This is a genomic window from Rosenbergiella epipactidis, assembly GCF_018494055.1.
GTDB classification, from domain to species: Bacteria; Pseudomonadota; Gammaproteobacteria; order Enterobacterales; family Enterobacteriaceae; genus Rosenbergiella; species Rosenbergiella epipactidis.
The window spans coordinates 123,990-144,192 of record NZ_JABBFQ010000004.1; the positions used below are offsets into that span (position 1 = coordinate 123,990).

General features: G+C 47.4%; 20 protein-coding genes. 12 read left to right on the forward strand and 8 right to left on the reverse strand.

Translation table 11 applies throughout. The features are described from left to right. Positions 1–132: 132 nt before the first annotated feature. The 4 genes from tkt to speA form a co-directional block, all read right to left on the reverse strand. Positions 133–2,121 (reverse strand): transketolase, encoded by a 1,989-nt coding sequence (gene tkt / locus HGT71_RS08625; protein WP_214217423.1) that lies wholly within the window; start codon positions 2,119–2,121, stop codon positions 133–135. Positions 2,122–2,243: 122 nt separating this feature from the next. Beyond that, entirely contained in the window at positions 2,244–2,654 is a 411-nt protein-coding gene (locus HGT71_RS08630) for a YidB family protein (protein ID WP_214217424.1), read from the reverse strand. A 36-nt stretch (positions 2,655–2,690) separates the two neighbouring features. Further along, entirely contained in the window at positions 2,691–3,620 is a 930-nt protein-coding gene (gene speB / locus HGT71_RS08635; RefSeq protein ID WP_214217425.1) for an agmatinase, read from the reverse strand. A gap of 55 nt (positions 3,621–3,675) precedes the next feature. Then, on the reverse strand, positions 3,676–5,652 hold the full coding sequence (gene speA / locus HGT71_RS08640; protein WP_214217426.1) for a biosynthetic arginine decarboxylase: 1,977 nt from the start codon (positions 5,650–5,652) through the stop codon (positions 3,676–3,678). Positions 5,653–6,249: 597 nt separating this feature from the next. Here speA and metK point away from each other — a divergent pair. The 8 genes from metK to ruvX all read left to right on the forward strand — a co-directional run bounded on the left by metK (position 6,250) and on the right by ruvX (position 13,438). Further along, positions 6,250–7,404, forward strand: a complete 1,155-nt coding sequence (gene metK, locus HGT71_RS08645) for a methionine adenosyltransferase (RefSeq protein ID WP_214217427.1) — start codon at positions 6,250–6,252, stop codon at positions 7,402–7,404. 360 nt (positions 7,405–7,764) lie between these two features. Next, entirely contained in the window at positions 7,765–9,162 is a 1,398-nt protein-coding gene (locus HGT71_RS08650; RefSeq protein WP_214217428.1) for a sugar porter family MFS transporter, read from the forward strand. Between the two features lie 55 nt (positions 9,163–9,217). Further along, complete coding sequence (locus tag HGT71_RS08655; RefSeq protein WP_214217429.1) at positions 9,218–9,730, forward strand: SprT family zinc-dependent metalloprotease; 513 nt, start codon at positions 9,218–9,220, stop codon at positions 9,728–9,730. Positions 9,731–9,833: 103 nt separating this feature from the next. Further along, positions 9,834–10,535, forward strand: coding sequence for a deoxyribonuclease I (gene endA, locus HGT71_RS08660; protein ID WP_214217430.1), 702 nt, complete (start codon positions 9,834–9,836; stop codon positions 10,533–10,535). Between the two features lie 80 nt (positions 10,536–10,615). After that, positions 10,616–11,347, forward strand: a complete 732-nt coding sequence (gene rsmE, locus HGT71_RS08665; RefSeq protein ID WP_214217431.1) for a 16S rRNA (uracil(1498)-N(3))-methyltransferase — start codon at positions 10,616–10,618, stop codon at positions 11,345–11,347. A gap of 95 nt (positions 11,348–11,442) precedes the next feature. Further along, complete coding sequence (gshB, locus tag HGT71_RS08670) at positions 11,443–12,393, forward strand: glutathione synthase (RefSeq protein ID WP_048912658.1); 951 nt, start codon at positions 11,443–11,445, stop codon at positions 12,391–12,393. Between the two features lie 59 nt (positions 12,394–12,452). Next, a complete protein-coding gene (locus HGT71_RS08675) occupies positions 12,453–13,016 on the forward strand; it encodes a YqgE/AlgH family protein (RefSeq protein WP_214217432.1) in 564 nt (187 codons plus the stop codon). Continuing rightward, positions 13,016–13,438, forward strand: a complete 423-nt coding sequence (gene ruvX / locus HGT71_RS08680; protein WP_048912660.1) for a Holliday junction resolvase RuvX — start codon at positions 13,016–13,018, stop codon at positions 13,436–13,438. The genes HGT71_RS08675 and ruvX overlap by 1 nt, the downstream gene beginning before the upstream one ends. On the opposite strand, the gene HGT71_RS08685 is transcribed toward ruvX, so the two are convergent. Beyond that, positions 13,401–14,438, reverse strand: coding sequence for a type IV pilus twitching motility protein PilT (locus HGT71_RS08685; RefSeq protein WP_214217433.1), 1,038 nt, complete (start codon positions 14,436–14,438; stop codon positions 13,401–13,403). The two genes, ruvX and HGT71_RS08685, sit on opposite strands and share 38 nt — an antisense overlap. Before the next feature lie 14 nt (positions 14,439–14,452). Between HGT71_RS08685 and HGT71_RS08690 the strand changes: the two genes are divergently transcribed. From HGT71_RS08690 to hemW, 4 genes are read left to right on the forward strand one after another with little or no spacing between them, the layout of a single operon-like run. Then, positions 14,453–15,157 (forward strand): YggS family pyridoxal phosphate-dependent enzyme, encoded by a 705-nt coding sequence (locus tag HGT71_RS08690; RefSeq protein ID WP_214217434.1) that lies wholly within the window; start codon positions 14,453–14,455, stop codon positions 15,155–15,157. Positions 15,158–15,170: 13 nt separating this feature from the next. Beyond that, positions 15,171–15,725, forward strand: a complete 555-nt coding sequence (locus HGT71_RS08695; RefSeq protein WP_048912663.1) for a YggT family protein — start codon at positions 15,171–15,173, stop codon at positions 15,723–15,725. Between the two features lie 3 nt (positions 15,726–15,728). After that, entirely contained in the window at positions 15,729–16,340 is a 612-nt protein-coding gene (locus HGT71_RS08700) for an XTP/dITP diphosphatase (RefSeq protein ID WP_214217435.1), read from the forward strand. After that, positions 16,333–17,478 (forward strand): radical SAM family heme chaperone HemW, encoded by a 1,146-nt coding sequence (gene hemW, locus HGT71_RS08705; protein WP_214217436.1) that lies wholly within the window; start codon positions 16,333–16,335, stop codon positions 17,476–17,478. The genes HGT71_RS08700 and hemW overlap by 8 nt, the downstream gene beginning before the upstream one ends. A 236-nt stretch (positions 17,479–17,714) precedes the next feature. Here hemW and mltC read toward each other — a convergent pair whose 3' ends face one another. From mltC to mutY, 3 genes are read right to left on the reverse strand one after another with little or no spacing between them, the layout of a single operon-like run. Further along, entirely contained in the window at positions 17,715–18,791 is a 1,077-nt protein-coding gene (gene mltC, locus HGT71_RS08710; RefSeq protein WP_214217437.1) for a membrane-bound lytic murein transglycosylase MltC, read from the reverse strand. Positions 18,792–18,832: 41 nt separating this feature from the next. Continuing rightward, positions 18,833–19,111 carry an oxidative damage protection protein gene (locus HGT71_RS08715; protein WP_048912667.1) on the reverse strand — a complete coding sequence of 93 codons (279 nt, stop codon included), beginning with the start codon at positions 19,109–19,111 and terminating at the stop codon, positions 18,833–18,835. A gap of 12 nt (positions 19,112–19,123) precedes the next feature. Further along, positions 19,124–20,197 carry an A/G-specific adenine glycosylase gene (gene mutY / locus HGT71_RS08720; protein WP_214217438.1) on the reverse strand — a complete coding sequence of 358 codons (1,074 nt, stop codon included), beginning with the start codon at positions 20,195–20,197 and terminating at the stop codon, positions 19,124–19,126. Positions 20,198–20,203: the final 6 nt, after the last annotated feature.

A 20,203-nucleotide genomic window follows, 5' to 3' on the forward strand; every position in this document is an offset into this window, starting at 1 on the left:
ACATCATTACCCGATACGTCACACGTCTGCCGCTAATGCATGCCTCTCAGCGCTCGGTGTCCGCAGAATCATTAAGACTTTAGCAAAAAAAAAGCATGGCAGATGCCATGCTTTATTCTCTTGACGCTGGTGTTACAGAATCGCTTTCGCTTTCGCAACCACGTTGTCAACGGTGAAGCCAAACTCTTCAAACAGTTGCTCTGCAGGCGCAGACTCACCAAAAGTAGTCATGCCTACGATTGCACCGTTTAAGCCAACATATTTGTACCAGTAATCAGCAATACCCGCTTCAACTGCGACACGTGCGGTCACTGCTGCAGGCAGTACTGACTCACGGTAGGCAGCATCTTGCTTATCGAAGTGGTCGGTAGAAGGCATAGAGACGACGCGGACTTTACGCCCTTCTGCGGTCAATTTCTCTGCCGCATCAACCGCTAACTGTACTTCAGAACCAGTGGCGATAAAGATAAGCTCTGGTTGGCCTTCGCTATCTTTCAGCACATAACCACCTTTGCTGATCGCAGCAAGTTGCTCAGCAGTACGCGTTTGTTGCGCGAGGTTTTGACGTGAAAGGATCAGTGCTGAAGGACCGTCTTGACGTTCAATCGCTTCTTTCCACGCGACTGCTGTTTCGACTTGGTCAGCTGGGCGCCATACGCTCATGTTTGGCGTAGTACGTAAGCTTGCGACCTGCTCTACGGGTTGGTGAGTTGGGCCATCTTCGCCTAAACCGATAGAATCATGGGTATAGACTAAGATTTGACGGAGTTTCATCAACGCAGCCATACGCGCAGCATTACGTGCGTATTCCACAAACATCAGGAAGGTTGCGGTATAAGGAATGAAACCTGAGTGTAACGAGATGCCGTTAGCAATCGCCGTCATACCGAATTCACGCACACCGTAATGGATGTAGTTACCTGCAGCGTCATCTTTAATCGACTTAGAGCCCGACCACATAGTCAAGTTGCTTGGCGCCAAGTCTGCAGAGCCACCTAAGTACTCTGGCAGCAATTTACCATAGGCTTCGATCGCGTTCTGTGAAGCTTTACGGCTTGCAATTTTTTGTGGGTTAGCTTGTAAGTCTTCGATGAATTTTTGTGATTCAGCCGCCCAATTGGCAGGAAGTTGATTCTCAGTACGACGTTTAAACTCTGCCGCTAATTCAGGGAAGGCTTTCGCATAGGCGTCGAATTTCTCATTCCATACCTGCTCTTTCTTCGCACCGGCTTCTTTCGCATCCCATGCAGCATAAACATCTGCTGGAATTTCGAATGGTGCGGCATCCCACCCTAGCTCTTTACGAGTCAGTGTGATTTCGTCGTCGCCTAATGGTGCACCGTGTGAATCATGCGTACCCGCTTTATTAGGAGAACCGAATCCGATAACGGTTTTACACATAATCAGCGTTGGGCGCTCAGAAGCACGAGCCTCTTCTACCGCACGACGGATGGATTCGTTGTTGTGGCCATCAACGCCACGGATAACATGCCAGCCGTAAGCTTCGAAGCGTAAACCTGTGTCATCACTAAACCAGCCATCGGTGTGGCCATCGATAGAGATACCGTTGTCGTCATAGAAAGCGATCAGTTTGCCAAGTTGCAGGGTTCCCGCTAAAGAACAAGCTTCGTGCGAGATCCCTTCCATCATACAACCGTCACCCATAAAGGCGTAGGTATAGTGATTGACGATGTCGTGGCCTGGGCGGTTAAACTGCGCAGCCAATGTACGTTCTGCAATCGCAAAACCGACGGCATTCGCAATACCTTGACCTAATGGGCCTGTCGTTGTCTCAACGCCCACGGTATAGCCGTATTCAGGGTGGCCTGGGGTTTTAGAGTGCAGTTGACGGAAGTTTTTCAACTCTTCGATGGGTAAATCGTAACCGCTGAGGTGTAGCAAGCTGTAAATCAGCATTGAGCCGTGGCCGTTGGATAAAATGAAACGGTCACGATCGGCCCATGACGGGTTTTTCGGGTTATGATTTAAGAACTCACGCCATAATACTTCAGCGATATCTGCCATGCCCATCGGTGCACCTGGGTGGCCAGATTTAGCGCGTTGGACCGCATCCATACTGAGTGCACGAATCGCATTAGCAAGTTTTTTTTCAGAAGGCATCTTTCACTCCAGATCGGATGATTTAGTTGTGTTGATTTTTAAACACTTTCAACACAAATTGGAAACTTAGTTATTTCAATGTACATGATGTGCCGAACGAAAGTACATTCGATCCGCACAATTTAACGCTTGAAGATTGAATCCACTAATGAACCCAGATCATTTTGCGCGTTACCACTGGCCTCAGGATGGACTTCACCTTGCGGGGAGATTTTATCAACCAGTTGCGGCAGAATTTCAGATAAGGTGCCTGAGGCGCCTTGTACATCGGTACCAAGCTTATCTGCCAGTGATTGTAAATCTTGCTGGCTAAAAGCGGATTGAATGTCACTATGGCTAACAGATTGGTTGCTACCGTTACTCAGCCATGAAGAGAGGATTTCCCCTAAGCCACCTTGCTGGAATTTTTGGATCAGCACTTCCACGCCACCCTGCTCTTGTACCCAAGACCAGACCGCTTGAAGTTGACTCAGAGAATTTTGTTGCCCTTCTCCACCCGTTAGTGATCCGACAATGCTATCGAGTAATCCCATCTTACACTCCTCGTAATTAAGCTATTTAAATAATGATTAGCGCTGAGCCTGCTTATTAGCAGCCTGTACATGTAGCATATCTAACGCGACCGTTGCAGCCGCAAGAGCGGTAATATCTGCATGGTCATAACCCGGCGCAACCTCGACTAGGTCCATTCCGACGATGTTTAAGCCTTGTAAGCCACGGAGTAATTTTGTCGCTTTGTCGCTGGTCAAGCCACCGACTACTGGCGTACCAGTACCGGGCGCATGAGCAGGGTCAAGACAGTCTATATCGAAGGTCAGGTAGACCGGTAGGTCGCCTACGGTTTGACGAATTTTAGCGAGAGTGTCCTCTACCGCAGTATCGTTAACCCATGCTGCATCCAGAACAGTGAATCCTAAAGAGGGATCGTACTCGGTTCGAATACCAATTTGGACTGAGTGAGCCGGATCGATAAGATCTTCTTGTGGCGCGGTATAGAACATCGTGCCATGGTCGAAGGTCGGGCCATTAGAATAAGTGTCTGTATGGGCATCAAAATGGACTAAGGCCATTTTACCGAAGTGTTTCGCATGCGCGCGCAACAGCGGTAAAGAGATATAGTGGTCGCCACCAAAGGTCAGCATACGCTTGCCGTTGGCTAGTAGCTTCTCTGCGTGTGCCTGTAATTTCGCCGACATGTCTGCAGAGTCACCGAAAGCATAGACCAGATCGCCGCCATCAACGACTTTTAGTTGTTGACGTAAATCGAATTTCCAAGGCCAGCGACAGCCTTCCCACGCTAGATGAGTGGAAACTTGACGAATCGCGTTAGGGCCTAAGCGACTACCGGGCCGACCTGAGGTCGCCGCATCGAAAGGAACACCGGTAATGACCCATTCTGCATCGCTCTCGTAGGGCTGGAAATTGAGCGGAAAACGCAGAAAACCAAAGGCGTTAGACACCAATGAGTTGTCATATTCGTTACCTAAGGTATTGTACATAATTTATTCTTTCCCTTGACAAGGGCGCTGATCGTTCAGCGCCTAGACAATAAATTTATTCATCTTCCAGATAAGTGTAGCCGTATAGGCCGCTCTCGAACTCTGATAAAAACTGATCACGTAACTCTTCAGCGATATCACTGGTTTGAACTTGCTGATAAAACAGGCTGAGTAATTCTTGCGGATTAAGCTGAACATATTCCAACATGTCCGCGACGGTATCCCCTTCATCAGACAGCTCAACATCCACTGCACCATTTTCGTTAACGTATACGTTGACGGCTTCGGTATCACCGAACAGGTTATGCATATTCCCCAGAATTTCTTGATAAGCACCGACCATAAAGAAGCCGAGCATTGGAGGGTTTTCAGCATCGTACTCTGGCATCGGCATCGTTGTGGCGATGCCATCACCATCAATGTAGTGATCAATAGTCCCATCCGAATCGCAGGTAATATCGAGCAATACCGCGCGACGTTCAGGCTGCTTGTTCAGCCCCTCGAGCGGTAAGACAGGGAAGAGCTGGTCGATTCCCCAGGCATCCGGCATTGACTGGAATAACGAGAAATTGACATAAATCTTGTCTGCCATACGTTCTTGTAGCTCATCGATCACCGGGCGGTGAGCACGGTTGCTTGGATCGAGGTGCTGCTGAGTGTAATGACAGATATTTAAGTATAATTGTTCCGCCCAAGCGCGCTGCGTCAGGGTATACATACCGGACGAATAGCCGGTATGAATATCTGATAAATCCACTTGGCTATCATGAAGCCATTCGCGTAGTGAGCGATGCCCCTGCGTTTCGTGCATCTCTTGCCAGGTTTTCCACATACTCAATAAAGGGCGTGGAGAGTCATCCTCTGGCGGATTTGGAGGAGTAAAGCTATTACGTTCAACACCAATAATATTCGACACTAACACGGTATGATGAGCAGTTACCGCGCGCCCTGACTCAGTAATTACGGTCGGATGCTCTAAGCCATGCTCTTCACACGCTTCGCCGATGGCATAAATGACATTATTCGCGTATTCATTTAATCCGTAATTCACTGAGCAGTCAGATTGCGAGCGAGTTCCCTCGTAATCGACACCTAAACCACCACCGACATCAAAACATTTGATCTGCACGCCTAACCGAGCGAGTTCCACATAGAAACGCGCCGATTCACGGACACCGGTATAAATATCGCGGATATTCGCCATCTGCGAACCAAGGTGGAAATGGAGTAACTGTAAGCTTTCCAAGCGCCCAGACTGGCGCATAATATCAACCAACTCTAAGACTTGTGAGGCGGATAGACCAAATTTCGATTTCTCCCCACCACTTGATTGCCATTTGCCAGAGCCTTGCGAGGCTAAGCGCGCCCGGATCCCTAGACGTGGCACGACATTGAGGCGCTCAGCTTCTTCAAGCACTAAACGGATTTCGGTCATCTTTTCAATAACGAGATAGACTTTGTGACCCAGTTTCTCACCAATCAGCGCAAGCCGGATATATTCACGATCTTTATAACCATTACAGACAATTACCGAACGGGTTTGCCCTGCGTGAGCTAATACCGCCATCAGTTCAGCTTTAGAACCCGCTTCCAGTCCTAACGGCTCTCCTGAGTTAATCAGCGACTCAATAACACGTTTGTGTTGGTTAACCTTAATCGGATAGACAAGGAAGTAATCCCCGCGGTAACCAAAAGATTCACGCGCACGCTTAAAAGCGGCATTGATCGAGCGTAAACGATGCTGCAGGATCTGTGGAAAGCAGAATAGCGCGGGCAAACGCTGGCCTTGGGCCTCGCGTTCTTTTACCAGTTTAGCCAGATCGACACGGGCAGAAGGAATGTCCGGATTTGGACAGACACTGATATGACCTAATTCGTTGACGTCATAATAATTATTTCCCCACCATGCAATATTGTAGGTGCGTAACATACGGCTTGCCTCTTGATCGTTCACTGCAACCTCTTGCATAGAACGTAACTCACCGTGTTCGCCAGCGGATGAACCTTGAATATGCTTAATGACGTCGGTCATCTCATGCCTCTATCTTAGATAAAAAACAATTAAGTATTTACCCTAGCGCAACCCGCTAAGCACTGCAAATACTCGTCATAGGTCTACTGCTACCGCCACCTTTACTGCGGATAATTGAGGTTTTACCGAGAAAAATAACACTCGTGATAGCAATTTTAGTGCCGATAACGACAGTGATGGTCGATAACTAAAAGGCGATCTCGTCAGGTAAGCATTCGACAATGGAACACAGGGAAAGCATCTCTAACCGACTGTTATGACTAATTTTAGTTTCTACTATCTCAGCGTGAAACTTATCAATTATAGGTGGCAAGGCGGTTCGCGATTTATACCCCTAAGGGGGTATAAATGCAAAATGTTTGTCTCGGGTCTAGGCTGATATCAGTGTCTATGTGGCTATCGATGCGCTAATTCAGAAAAATCGCTGGAATTATTCAGCCATCCTACCCTAGAATAGACGTCCAGATGGAAAACCATCCGATAACGTTTTCCTCCCAATTCATTATTCAAGGTCGTCGTGTGAGAAGACGGCGATGTTGAGGCAGCACTTATTATCAGTGCACACGAATTAAATCCCTTAAGCAAGGTAACTATATAATGTCTAAACATCTTTTCACCTCAGAGTCAGTCTCTGAAGGGCATCCCGATAAAATCGCCGATCAAATCTCTGATGCCGTTTTAGATGCGATCCTCGAGCAAGATCCCAAAGCACGTGTGGCCTGTGAGACTTATGTAAAAACCGGTATGGTTTTAGTTGGCGGTGAAATTACGACCTCAGCTTGGGTCGATATCGAAGAAATTGCGCGTCAAACCGTTCGCGATATTGGTTACGTTCATTCAGATATGGGCTTCGATGCCAACTCTTGTGCAGTACTGAATGCTATCGGTAAACAATCACCGGATATCAACCAAGGTGTTGATCGTCAAGACCCCCTCGATCAAGGTGCAGGTGACCAAGGTCTGATGTTTGGTTATGCAACCAATGAAACTGATGTGTTGATGCCCGCGCCAGTGACTTATGCTCACCGCTTAGTCCAACGCCAATCAGAAGTCCGTAAAGACGGGACTCTTCCGTGGTTACGCCCAGATGCTAAAAGCCAAGTAACTTTCCAATACGATGGCGATAAAATTGTCGGTATCGATGCGGTTGTCCTTTCTACCCAGCATGCAGAACAAATCGGTCAAAAAGAGCTGCAAGAAGCTGTAATGGAAACCATTATTAAGCCAGTCCTACCAACCGAATGGCTGACCGCCAACACCAAATATTTTATCAACCCAACAGGGCGCTTTGTCATTGGTGGTCCAATGGGTGACTGTGGTCTGACTGGTCGTAAAATTATTGTTGATACCTACGGTGGTATGGCACGTCACGGCGGCGGCGCGTTCTCAGGTAAAGATCCATCAAAAGTTGACCGTTCAGCAGCCTATGCCGCACGCTACGTTGCGAAGAACATTGTTGCGGCAGGCTTAGCAGACCGCTGTGAGATTCAGGTTTCTTATGCGATTGGTGTTGCAGAGCCGACCTCAATCATGGTCGAGACCTTCGGGACTGAAAAGCTGCCAACAGAGCAATTGACCCTGTTGGTCCGCGAATTCTTCGATCTTCGTCCTTACGGCTTAATCCAGATGTTAGATCTGTTACATCCTATTTACCGTGAAACGGCGGCTTATGGTCACTTTGGCCGTGAACACTTCCCATGGGAAAAAACAGACAAAGCTGAAGCCCTGCGTGATGCAGCTAATCTGAAATAGTTTCCCTTACTAGGGGGGAACTCCCCCTAGTCTCTCCCTCTACTCCCTCTTTATTCCCCCGAATAGCCCTATACCAGCCCCGAAGTGATAACGATTACATCGTCTTTATTTAGTCGAAATGTGGTCTATTTCATCAATTGGTAAAAAAAATATGATTTATTCAGAGGTTAAGGCTATAAATACCCGATATTTATGTATAGTTCCGTCAAGAACCAGTGAATGAGGTCTTTACGAAGCGGTTGAATCACATTTAATTAGGCTTAGATGTAATCGATTACATCGCTGTGATCTGGCTCACTGATAGTTGACACATAATTACGTAAAATCGCAAAGATAAGAAATCTAACATCGGAGGCATTCATGCCTGTAAATAACTCAAAACGTAGAACGTCTAATAAAATGATGACGTTTTTCGTCTGCTTTCTCGCTGCACTCGCAGGTTTATTATTTGGTTTGGACATCGGGGTTATTGCAGGGGCACTGCCCTTCATTGCCAAAGAATTCAACGTGACACCTCATCAACAAGAGTGGATTGTTAGCTCAATGATGTTCGGTGCCGCAGTGGGTGCGGTCGGCAGTGGCTGGATGTCCTCGTCTCTTGGCCGTAAAAAAAGCTTAATGGCGGGTGCTATCCTGTTCGTTATTGGCTCGTTATGGTCAGCCTTAGCGACCTCACCGGAAATGCTGATTTCGGCACGGGTACTATTAGGATTGGCTGTAGGGATTGCTTCCTACACTGCTCCGCTTTATCTCTCTGAAATCGCGCCGGAAAAAATTCGCGGCAGTATGATTTCGCTTTACCAACTGATGATCACTATCGGTATTCTGGGTGCGTATCTTTCCGATACCGCGCTAAGCTACAGTGGTGATTGGCGTTGGATGTTAGGGGTTATCACTATCCCTGCAGCCCTATTACTGATTGGTGTTGTCTTCCTACCGAATAGCCCACGTTGGTTAGCGGCTAAGGGACAATTCTATGACGCTCAGAAAGTGCTTGATCGTCTACGTGATACCAGTGAGCAAGCTAAGCGTGAATTGGACGAAATTCGCGAGAGCTTAAAAATCAAACAAACTGGTTGGGCGCTGTTTAAAGGTAATAGCAATTTCCGTCGTGCCGTGTATTTGGGCGTATTACTGCAAGTTGTGCAGCAATTCACTGGTATGAACGTGATTATGTATTATGCACCGAAAATTTTCGAAATTGCGGGTTTCACCAATACCACTGAGCAAATGTGGGGAACCGTAATCGTTGGACTGGTTAACGTTTTAGCGACCTTCATTGCCATTGGCTTAGTAGACCGTTGGGGCCGTAAACCTACCTTGGTCCTCGGCTTTATCGTGATGGCTGCCGGGATGGGTGTATTAGGCACTATGCTGCATTTAGGTATCCATTCAGCCGGTGCGCAATACTTCGCTATCGCTATGCTGTTAATGTTTATCGTCGGTTTCGCAATGAGTGCTGGTCCACTAATCTGGGTACTGTGTTCAGAAATTCAGCCACTGAAAGGTCGGGACTTTGGGATTACCGTCTCTACGGCGACCAACTGGATTGCTAATATGATCGTCGGTGCGACCTTCTTAACGCTACTGACTAATTTAGGCAATGCAGGAACCTTCTGGCTATACGCAGCGCTGAACGTAGTGTTCATCATTCTGACTCTGTGCCTGATTCCAGAAACCAAAAATGTTTCCCTGGAACACATTGAAAGAAATCTGATGCAAGGTAAAAAACTGAAAGATATCGGATCACGCGATTAATTCAGATCAGGGGGTGACAGGTTCACCCCCTTTTTTTTTATGTTATTCTAGCCCCATGAAAAAACATCAACGCCTACCTATCGCTTTACAGCAAGCTATATATCGATCGTTACGTCATCACCTCAGCCTTGCCACTCCCCTTTTCGATCACCTCCTTCCTGAGCCCTCTATCAGCTGGCAACAACGGGGAACGACCGCAGGTAGCGCTTGGCTAAAGGAATGGCAGATCCGCCTTAACCCGATACTCTGTGAAGAGAATCCGTCAGCCTTTGTGGAACAGGTAGTGCCGCATGAACTCGCGCATCTACTGGTATGGAAAAAGTTTGGCCGAGTGGCGCCTCATGGTAAAGAGTGGCGCTGGATGATGGAGGACGTAATGAAGGTAAAAGCCGAGCGCACGCATCGCCTTGTAACGACGTCCGTTGCGGGTAAGACCTTCCCCTACCATTGTCATTGCCAGCAGCATGCCCTGACGGTACGACGCCATAATCGCGTCGTGCGCGGCGAGACGGAATATTGCTGCCGCCATTGCGCTGCACCGCTAAGAATAGGTGAATTTCAGGGGTGAATACGGAAATATCTGGCTAACGCTAGCCTGTGTTTTACGCAACTTTTCGCACTAGAATGAGTTATTATGGCGTATCGATGTCACTTTGATACTTTTCTAGAATATGCGTCTCAAAATCAGTTTTCTCACCTTACTTTTTTCAATCTTCCCAGCTTTTGCTAAAGACTATCAGCAGAATAATTTTCAAGCGGCTAAAAAGGCCTCTATCGAGATCAACCAAGGCGCTAAGGAATTTTATTGTGGCTGTGATATTCATTGGCAGGGAAAAAAAGGTCTTCCGGATTTAGCCTCTTGTGGCTACCAGCCGCGTAAAAATATACAACGAGCCTCTCGTATAGAGTGGGAACATATCGTACCGGCGTGGGTATTTGGCCATCAACGACAATGTTGGCAACAAGGAGGAAGAAAAAATTGTCGCAAGGATAGCGAATATCGACGAATCGAAGCAGATCTCCATAATCTGGAACCCGCCATTGGTGAAGTAAACGGTGACCGTAATAACTTTGCTTACAGCCAATGGAATGGCACCCCCACGCAGTACGGTGCCTGTGAGATGATTAATGATTTTAAAGCTAAACTCACTCAGCCTGCTGCACGGGCAAGAGGTCCGATTGCTCGGATTACGTTATATATGCGTGACCAATACCACCTTTCTCTTTCACGCCAACAGACGCAACTGTTGATGGCGTGGAATAAGCTTTATCCTGTTACCCCTTGGGAATGTCAGCGCGACCGTCGTATTGCTCGAATTCAAGGTAATGCTAATCCTTGGGTCGCCAAGCAGTGTCAAGAGTTAGCCCCTTAATTGCAATTAGTCGACTCAGCGGTCAAGCTATACGGTATAGTCATCAAAGCGATTCATTTTTTTAATTAAGAGATAAGACCATGCGCATTCCCCGCATCTTTCATCCAGAACCCCTTCACAGTCATCAACGTGTTCAGCTCTCTGAGGACGCCGCCAATCATGTTGGCCGAGTATTACGCATGGTCGCCGGACAGCAAGTGCTGTTATTTGATGGCAGTAATCAGGTATTCCTGTCAACGATTGTGGAAGCCAGTAAAAAGCATGTTACCGTTGAGACCTCCGCCGCAGAACTGGATAACCGCGAGTCTCCGCTCGATATTCATTTAGGCCAAGTGTTATCACGGGGCGAGAAAATGGAATTCACCATCCAGAAATCAATTGAATTAGGGGTTAACACTATTACACCTTTAATCTCTGAGCGTTGTGGTGTAAAACTGGATAAAGAGCGTCTTGAAAAGAAACTTTCACAATGGCAAAAAATTGCCATTGCCGCATGCGAACAGTGCGGACGTAATCGCATTCCTGAGATACGCCCTGTTATGACGTTAGCAGAGTGGCTTTCTGAAGACAGTGATGCGCTTAAGCTCAATCTTCATCCGCGCGCCTCACAAAGTATAAATCGCCTTACCCTACCGAATAATAAGGTGAGGTTACTGATCGGGCCAGAAGGTGGATTATCCGCCGCTGAAATTGAACAAGCCAGTACGGATAACTTTACCGATATTTTACTAGGGCCACGGGTATTACGTACCGAAACGACAGCTTTAACGGCTATTACCGCGCTGCAGGTACGATTCGGTGATTTAGGATAAATAACTGTCTGGCATCATCAGTAAAGTGCTCGACCGATCCTTGGGTATACTGAGTTCTTTGTCAGTGAAAACACTAAATTTTGAAGGGGTTGTGAATGATTAAGCTGGGTATTGTGATGGATCCTATTACAACCATCAATATCAAGAAAGACAGCAGTTTTGCGATGTTATTAGAGGCCCAAAAACGTGGTTACGAAATCCATTATATGGAGATGAACGACCTGTCGTTGCGTAAAGGTGTCGCTTCGGCACGTACTCGCGGCCTGACCGTTATGCAAAACGAAGAGAAATGGTTTGAATTCACGAGTGAGCAGACCTTACCTCTGGCCGATCTTGATGTCATCCTTATGCGTAAAGATCCCCCTTTTGATACCGAGTTTGTCTACGCGACCTATATTTTGGAAAGAGCTGAAGAGCAAGGCACGCTTATCGTTAATAAGCCACAAAGTTTACGTGACTGTAATGAGAAACTCTTTACGGCTTGGTTCGCAGACTTAACTCCAGACACCTTAGTTACCCGCAGTCGTGAGACCTTACGTGATTTCTGGCAAGAGCATGGTGATATCATCATGAAACCGCTAGATGGTATGGGGGGCGCATCTATTTTCCGCGTGAAACAAGACGACCCAAACTTCTCGGTCATTTGGGAAACCCTTACCCAGCAAGGTACACAGTTTTGTATGGCACAAAATTTTGTCCCGGAAATTAAACAGGGCGATAAACGCGTTCTGGTCGTCGATGGTGAGCCCGTTCCCTATTGCTTAGCTCGTATTCCCAAATCAGGGGAAACACGTGGTAACTTAGCCGCGGGCGGCCGTGGCGAGCCTCGTCCGCTAAGTGAGAGTGATTGGGCTATCGCCCGCAAAGTGGCCCCCACACTGAAAGAGAAAGGGCTTATTTTTGTTGGCCTAGACATCATTGGCGATAAATTAACAGAAATCAATGTGACAAGTCCTACCTGTATTCGTGAAATTGAAGCCGAATTCCCGGTATCAATTACTGGTATGCTCATGGATGCCATCGAAAAACGTTTAGCTAACGCGTAATTTTGTTCAACCTTTCTGGTAGCCCAGCGGTTACCAGAAACTTAATCACTCGAGACGGTATGAATTTACAGCACCATTTCCTGATTGCCATGCCCACGTTAGAGGACCCGTTATTCAAGCGTTCCGTGGTTTATATCTGCGAACATAACGCTGACGGTGCTATGGGGATTATTATCAACAAACCTCTAGAAAATCTTAATGTCGAAGGCGTATTAGCCAAACTGGATATTGAGCTTTCTGGAGATGGCTGCCAACGACAGCTTGAGCAACCGGTGTTTACCGGAGGCCCGATGTCTGAAGATCGTGGATTTATTCTTCATACCTCGTCCCAAAAATATGCTTCCAGTATCGACGTTTCCCCCGAGACCATGGTCACTACCTCCAAAGATGTACTTGAGGCCCTTACCACTGACCATCATCCCGAGCACGTGCTGGTAGCCCTAGGGTATTGCGCCTGGGAACAACAGCAGCTAGAAAATGAAATTTTGGAGAACGCCTGGTTAACCGTTCCTGCCACCAGCGATATTATCTTCCATTTGCCCGCATCAGAGCGTTGGTCCGCCGCGGCAGCAAAACTCGGTATAACTATACATATGATCGCTAGTGAAGCAGGACATAGTTAATGAGTAATCACACCATTATTGCGTTCGATTTCGGTACTCGCAGTATCGGTATCGCCGTGGGTCAAACCTTAACCGCAACGGCCTCCCCTCTAACTGCCGTAAAAGCCCAAGATGGCGTGCCAGATTGGACGTTAATCGAAAAAGTGGTTAAGGAATGGCAACCCGATTATTTAGTTGTCGGTCTTCCGCTGAATATGGATGGAAGCGAGCAGGAATTGACTCAGCGGGCAAAGAAATTCGCCAACCGTCTACATGGCAGACTGGGAAAAAAGGTCGAGCTACAAGATGAGCGCTTAAGTACCACTGAAGCCCGCGCTCGGCTCTTCGAAAAAGGGGGATTTAAGTCCTTATCGAAAGGACGCGTTGACTCCCAGTCTGCGGTGATTATTTTAGAAAGTTGGTTTGAAAATCTTTATCAGTAGTACTCTGTAGCGAGTAGCCGTCTTCTTGATGGCATTGTGCAGAGGATTGCCGAAACGAAACCATTCCCTCTTGACTGCCTTGTTCCAGTTGCCCTTGTAGCTGATGAAGCTTAGCTTCACGGATCAGATTCCCGACGGCTTTAGTGTTAATGAGTAGCTCATAAAGAGGGAGTACCTTGTCTGCCCGATAGAGAAGTTGCTGCGCCAACACTGCGCGTAAGCTTTGTGCCAAGTGTTGACGTGCAGTATCGCGTTCATGAGGGGGGAAAGCATCCACCAGTCGCTGTAAGGCATGAGTGGTATCTGTACTGTGTAGCGTCGCGAGGACAAGGTGGCCAGTTTCTGCCGCGGTTAGCGCGAGTTTAATGGTTGTTGTATCACGTAGTTCGCCAATCACAATAATATCGGGATCTTGACGTAACGCTGCGACAATCCCGCTAGATAAGTCACTGAGATGTTCACCTATCTCCCGCTGTTGAATCAGACATTGCACAGGGCTGTGACAATATTCGATGGGATCTTCGAGCATCAAAATATGCCGCTGACACTGCTGATTAAGGTGATCGATCACTGCCGTCAGTGTCGTCGACTTACCTGATCCGGTAGCCCCCGTAATAAGAAGTAGTCCATCCTCGCCTTTCACGAGCTGAATAAAGGCGCTGGGTAGCGTTAACTGCTCAACAGTCCTTACCTGTGCGGGAAGTATTCGTAACGAGAGCGAAAAGCCCAGCTGCTGTTTGAATAAGGAGGCTCGGATACGTATCCCTTGTTCACTACAAAACGCGAAATCGCAATGTCCTTGCTGAATAAGATGTTGCTGTAAACGTGCCGTAATGTGCTGGCGAATGAACAGCTCAAACCAAGCAGGACTTAATTTCTCTGTATGAGGGATGATATGGATCCTATTTTCTCTGCGCCAACGGGGAAATTCTCCGCAGCACAGGTGTAGATCACTCGCGTTATGTTTTACACTACGCGCAATTAATTCTGTTAACTCCATAGTGATTTCCGGTTATGACATCCATTTCTCAAAATTTACACTCAGTGGAACAACGGATCGCCGATACTGCTCAGCATTGTGGGCGTAGTTCTCAAGAAATTACTTTACTTGCTGTAAGTAAAACTAAGCCTGAGAGCGATATTGTCGCGGCATACCACGCCGGCCAACGCGGCTTCGGTGAGAATTATGTGCAAGAAGGGGTAAGTAAAATTACAGCCTTGGCTCACTTATCCGATATTGACTGGCACTTTATCGGGCCATTGCAGTCGAATAAGAGTCGTTTAGTGGCGGAGCATTTTGCTTGGTGCCATACCGTTGACCGCTTAAAACTGGCACAACGTCTTTCCGCACAACGTCCTGAACACCTTCCCCCGTTGAATGTTTTGATTCAGGTGAATATCAGTGATGAGTCCAGTAAGTCGGGCATTCAGGTCGAAGAGCTTAACGAATTGGCTGCGGCGATTTATCAGCTTCCCCAGTTAAGGTTACGAGGGATTATGGCGATTCCAGCGCCAGAACCTGACTACCCAAGGCAGTTAGCGGTTTGCCAGCGTATGGCGAAGCTCTACCACGCCTTAGCAGAGCACTATCCTGAGGTCGATACACTCTCCTTAGGTATGAGTGATGACCTTGATGCGGCGATCACCGCAGGCAGTACCCTTGTACGAGTGGGTAGCGCGATTTTTGGTGCCCGTCAGTACCCTACTACTTCAGAATAAGCTAAGGAACTCTATGTATACCTTGACGTTTTTGGTCAAAACTTTTATCGAGCTATATGTGCTCGTACTGCTGTTGCGAATCTGGATGCAGTGGGCGCGTTGTGATTTTTACAACCCACTGGCGCAGTTCGTGGTGAAACTGACTCAGCCGATTATTGGTCCTTTACGTCGCATCGTGCCAGCGATCGGTCCGATAGACGGCGCATCGCTACTCCTCGCGTTTATTTTAACGACACTCAAATATCCTCTACTGGTTGCGATTAATCATGGTGGTTTCTCGCTCTCGCTAAGCTTGTTATTAATTGGGGTACTATCGCTGCTTAAGGCTGCGGGTAACTTGGTCTTCTGGGTTATCTTAATCCGCTCCATTATGAGCTGGGTGAGCCAAGGTCGTAGCCCTGTTGACTACGTACTTTACCAACTTACCGAACCGTTAATGTCGCCCATTAGACGCTGGTTACCGGCGATGGGTGGAATAGACTTCTCGGCGATGATCGTCATTCTTATTCTCTATGCATTAAATTATCTCGGTATGGATCTTTTCCCTAATCTCTGGGTTTGGTTATAAATTATGACGAATCATCTTGCTCGACAAAATGTTGTGCTGGCTACCGGTAATGCCGGTAAAGTGAGCGAACTGGCCGAATTACTACGCGATTTTGGCTTAACGATTACCGCGCAAACCGAACTCGGGGTAGGCTCAGTTGAAGAGACTGGGCTGACCTTTATCGAGAATGCCTTGATTAAGGCCCGCCATGCTGCACGCGTAACCGGCCTACCCGCGATTGCCGATGATTCAGGATTAGCCGTCGATGCGCTACAAGGCGCACCCGGTATTTACTCTGCACGCTATGCGGGCGAAACCGCTAGTGATACCGACAACCTGAATAAGCTATTAACGGCCATGCAGGACGTACCGGATGCACAGCGACAAGCTGCTTTCCATTGTGTCTTGGTCTATTTAGCCCATGCAGACGACCCTACCCCTATCGTTTGCTACGGTCGCTGGCCGGGCATGATTGCTCGCGAACCTAGCGGTCAAGGCGGCTTTGGCTATGACCCAATATTTTATCTCCCTGAGCAACAGAAATCGGCAGCGGAAATGAGTAAGGCAGAGAAATCTGCACTCTCCCATCGTGGCCAAGCTTTGCAGCAACTGATGGAAGCATTACGTAATGGCTAAAGGTTTGCCCCCACTCAGTTTATATATTCATATTCCCTGGTGCGTCCAAAAGTGCCCCTACTGTGATTTCAACTCTCACGCCCTCAAGGGCGAGGTGCCGCATCAGGAATATGTTGAGCATTTACTTAAAGATTTAGATGAGAGTCTACATTTAGTTCAAGGACGGCAACTCTCAACGATCTTTATCGGTGGGGGGACGCCGAGTTTATTAAGTAGCCAAGCCATGCAACTGCTGATGGATGGGGTACGCGAGCGTATCCCTCTCTCCACTGGCTGTGAAGTGACAATGGAGGCCAACCCCGGCACGGTTGAAGCAGAACGTTTCAGTGGCTACCAACAAGCAGGAATTAACCGTATCTCGATTGGCGTACAAAGCTTTGATGCGGAGAAATTAACACGTCTAGGAAGGATCCACGGTCCGCAAGAAGCCGAGCGTGCAGCACAGCTCGCGACGGGCTTAGGGCTACGGAGTTTCAACCTCGACCTTATGCATGGCCTCCCGGATCAGAGTATTGAGCAGGCTTTAGCCGATTTACGCCAAGCGATCGCGCTCAATCCCCCTCACCTTTCGTGGTATCAATTGACGATTGAGCCCAATACGCTATTCGCTTCTCGTCCTCCTAAGCTACCCGATGATGACGATTTATGGGATATTTTCGAGCAAGGGGATCAGCTACTGCGTGAGGCAGGGTATAAGCAGTATGAAACCTCGGCCTATGCTAAGCCCGGTTACCGTTGCGAACATAACCTTAATTACTGGCGGTTTGGGGATTATCTCGGTATTGGCTGTGGGGCGCATGGCAAAATTACGCTAGCGGATGGCAAGATTATGCGTACCGTAAAAACACGTCATCCTAAAGGGTTTATGCGGGGGGAATACCTCGATAAGCAATTTATGGTTGCGGATGAAGATAAAGCCTTCGAATTTTTTATGAATCGTTTCCGCTTATTGGAACCTTGCCCGCGTCAAGATTTCGTCGAGTTAACTGGCTTGGCAGAACAGCAAGTACGGCCTGCACTCGATAACGCTATTCAGGCTGGCTATTTACAAGAAACTGCTGAACATTGGCAAATCACCGCTAAAGGCAAATTGTTTTTAAATTCGTTACTTGAAGCGTTCCTACCGGAAACGGAATAGAAAAAAACGTGCCCCGAGAAAATTTTATTTATCTCTGGGGCACTTCATATCGGCATCATATGCTGTTCTAGGTTTGGAGCTAAGCGCTTTATTAATTCTTGTGCCTCCCCTCATCGTCTAGCAGCCTATCCAACTGCTTGCGGTACGCTTTCTACATGACTTGGCTACAAGGTTAACTGTTATCTGACTAAAAGTGCCTCACTCGAGCAAGGCACTTTAGTGATTCGGATTAACGTTTAATACCGGAAATAACTGCGCTGCGCTTTATCCACTTTATACAGATAACGCCGCGATTCAGCAGCAGGATGTTTACGTACCAAGATACGATAAACTTCCGTCGGTGGCATCGCATTAATAATCGCCACCGCTTTGTTTTTATTACTCGAGAAGACCTTCAATACGCTTCCTGCTCCACCGTTATAAGCGGTAATGACTGCATAGCGTCTCGATTGGGGATCGGTAATTCCCGCCAGATAGTTATTCTGCAAAATAGACAGATAAGCCGTTCCTGCATCGATATTATTTTCTGGATCGAGTAAGTAACTACGGCTCGGTTTACCCCACTTGCCTTTCATTTTAAAGACATCGACGCCAGCGGTATGTTGGACAACCTGCATTAGCCCTAACGCATCAGAATTACTGATTGCATAGGGGTTAAAACTGGACTCCGTTTGCATGATGGCCAATATCAGTGAAACATCCACCCCATATTGATCAGAAGCTTTACGTACCATTGGCAGGTAACGGTGAGCACGTTGGTTTAAGTGGTTGGGTACCATCGGAATGGTCACGGACCAAATAACGTGCATCCCGGAAACCCGACGATGCAATTTATATTTAAGCAGGTAATCGGCGAAGGTTCCCGCCCGTCCTTGCCAACGAATGGGTTGACCGGTGTTATCGAGTACCTGGCCATAAAGTAATGGCTCTTGGCTCAGATTAATATCGTTAGCGTCAGAATAGAGGTCGACATTACCTGGGTTTTCACCGATTAATAGCGTCGTAATGATCGCGTCACGTAAGCTCGCCATCGGGTTAGTACCCGATATCGATTCGATAGTAATTTTACCGCTTTCGAAGTTGATATGGCTGCGTGTGTAGTAGTTGTCGCTATACTTTACGTAGTCTTTTGGACCGGCAATCAGAACCTCGTTTATTCCCCAAATGTTTTCGATGTTATGCGCGAACTGGCCCATAAGGATATCGAAACCATTGGTGTCCTTTACCCAATCTTCGTGAAAAACGCTTTTTTTATCACTCGAGCAAGAGACAAGCAGTGGTGCGATAAGCACTAGGGGAATCAATTTTTTCATAAGGTGACGTTCTGGCTGCTTAGCGTAAGTTTAAATATGAGTTAGTTTGACTGCTCTGGCGGCGTGTAGCCATCAATTTGAACATCCTTCCCTTCGAACAAGAAGCTAACCATCTCCTGCTCAATAATCTTACGATGTTCTGGATTCATCATGTTTAATTTTTGTTCATTGATTAACATGGTTTGCTTGGCCATCCACTGCTGCCATGCTGGCTTAGAAATTTCTTGGAAAATACGTTTACCTAGCTCACCTGGATAAAGTTGAAAGTCTTGGCCTTCAGCATCTTGTTTTAAAAATGTGCAAAAAATTGTACGGCTCATAAGTCAATCCTGTTAATTATTATGCGCTATGGCGAGTTCGTGACTTAACTCGTTCAAAATACGTTGTACCGGTGCGGCTAATCCCACCGATTGCGGCTGCGCTAAGTTATACCAGAGAGTAACAGATTCCTCCATTAAAGCCGTAATAGTAGTCAGCTCAATCATCACCGGAATAATCTGTAAATGGAAATGGCTAAAGGTATGCTTAAAGCCATTCAACTGTTGTGGCGTAGCCGTAATGCCGCGCTGCGATAACCATTGTTCCATCTCTACGCGATCTGAAAATTGAGGAAAACTGTATAACCCGCCCCAAATACCGAGACTGGGCCGTTTTTCCAGCAATACCCTATCGTCATGCTTCATTAACAATAGCCAAGCTTCTCGAGTTGGGAGATCTTTTTTTGGCTTTTTGCCTGGATAATCCTGCCAATTGTGCTGAGCATACGCAATACAGCCATCATTAAGCGGGCAAAGCTCACATTTAGGCCGCGAACGAGTACAAACCATTGCCCCCAAATCCATCATTGCTTGGTTAAACGCTGCCACTTCATGCTTCGGGGTCACTGTTTCGCTTAATGCCCATAATTTACTTTCAACCTCACGCTGCCCTGGCCATCCTGCTACCGCATAATAACGGGCCAATACGCGCTTCACATTTCCGTCTAAAATAGGATGATGTTGACCGAGAGAAAGGGAGAGTATTGCTCCCGCCGTTGAGCGCCCAACCCCTGGCAAGGCAACGACCTGCTCAAAGCGCTCTGGAAACTGGCCTTGGTGTTCACTCATTACTTGGCAGGCTGCTTTGTGAAGATTACGCGCTCGCGCATAGTAGCCGAGGCCTGTCCATAAATGCAGCACCTGGTCAATCGGCGCGGCACTCAGCTCGGCAACCGTTGGAAATTGCGCCATAAAACGTTCAAAATAAGGAATGACCGTAGCCACTTGCGTCTGTTGAAGCATCACTTCAGACAGCCATACCTTGTAGGGCGTTTTTTCTTGCTGCCAAGGCAGCGTTTTTCGGCCAAACTGGTGATACCATGTCAAGACTTGGCTAGCAAAAGATGACGCATCGGTGGTAGTTAACATCGTTTG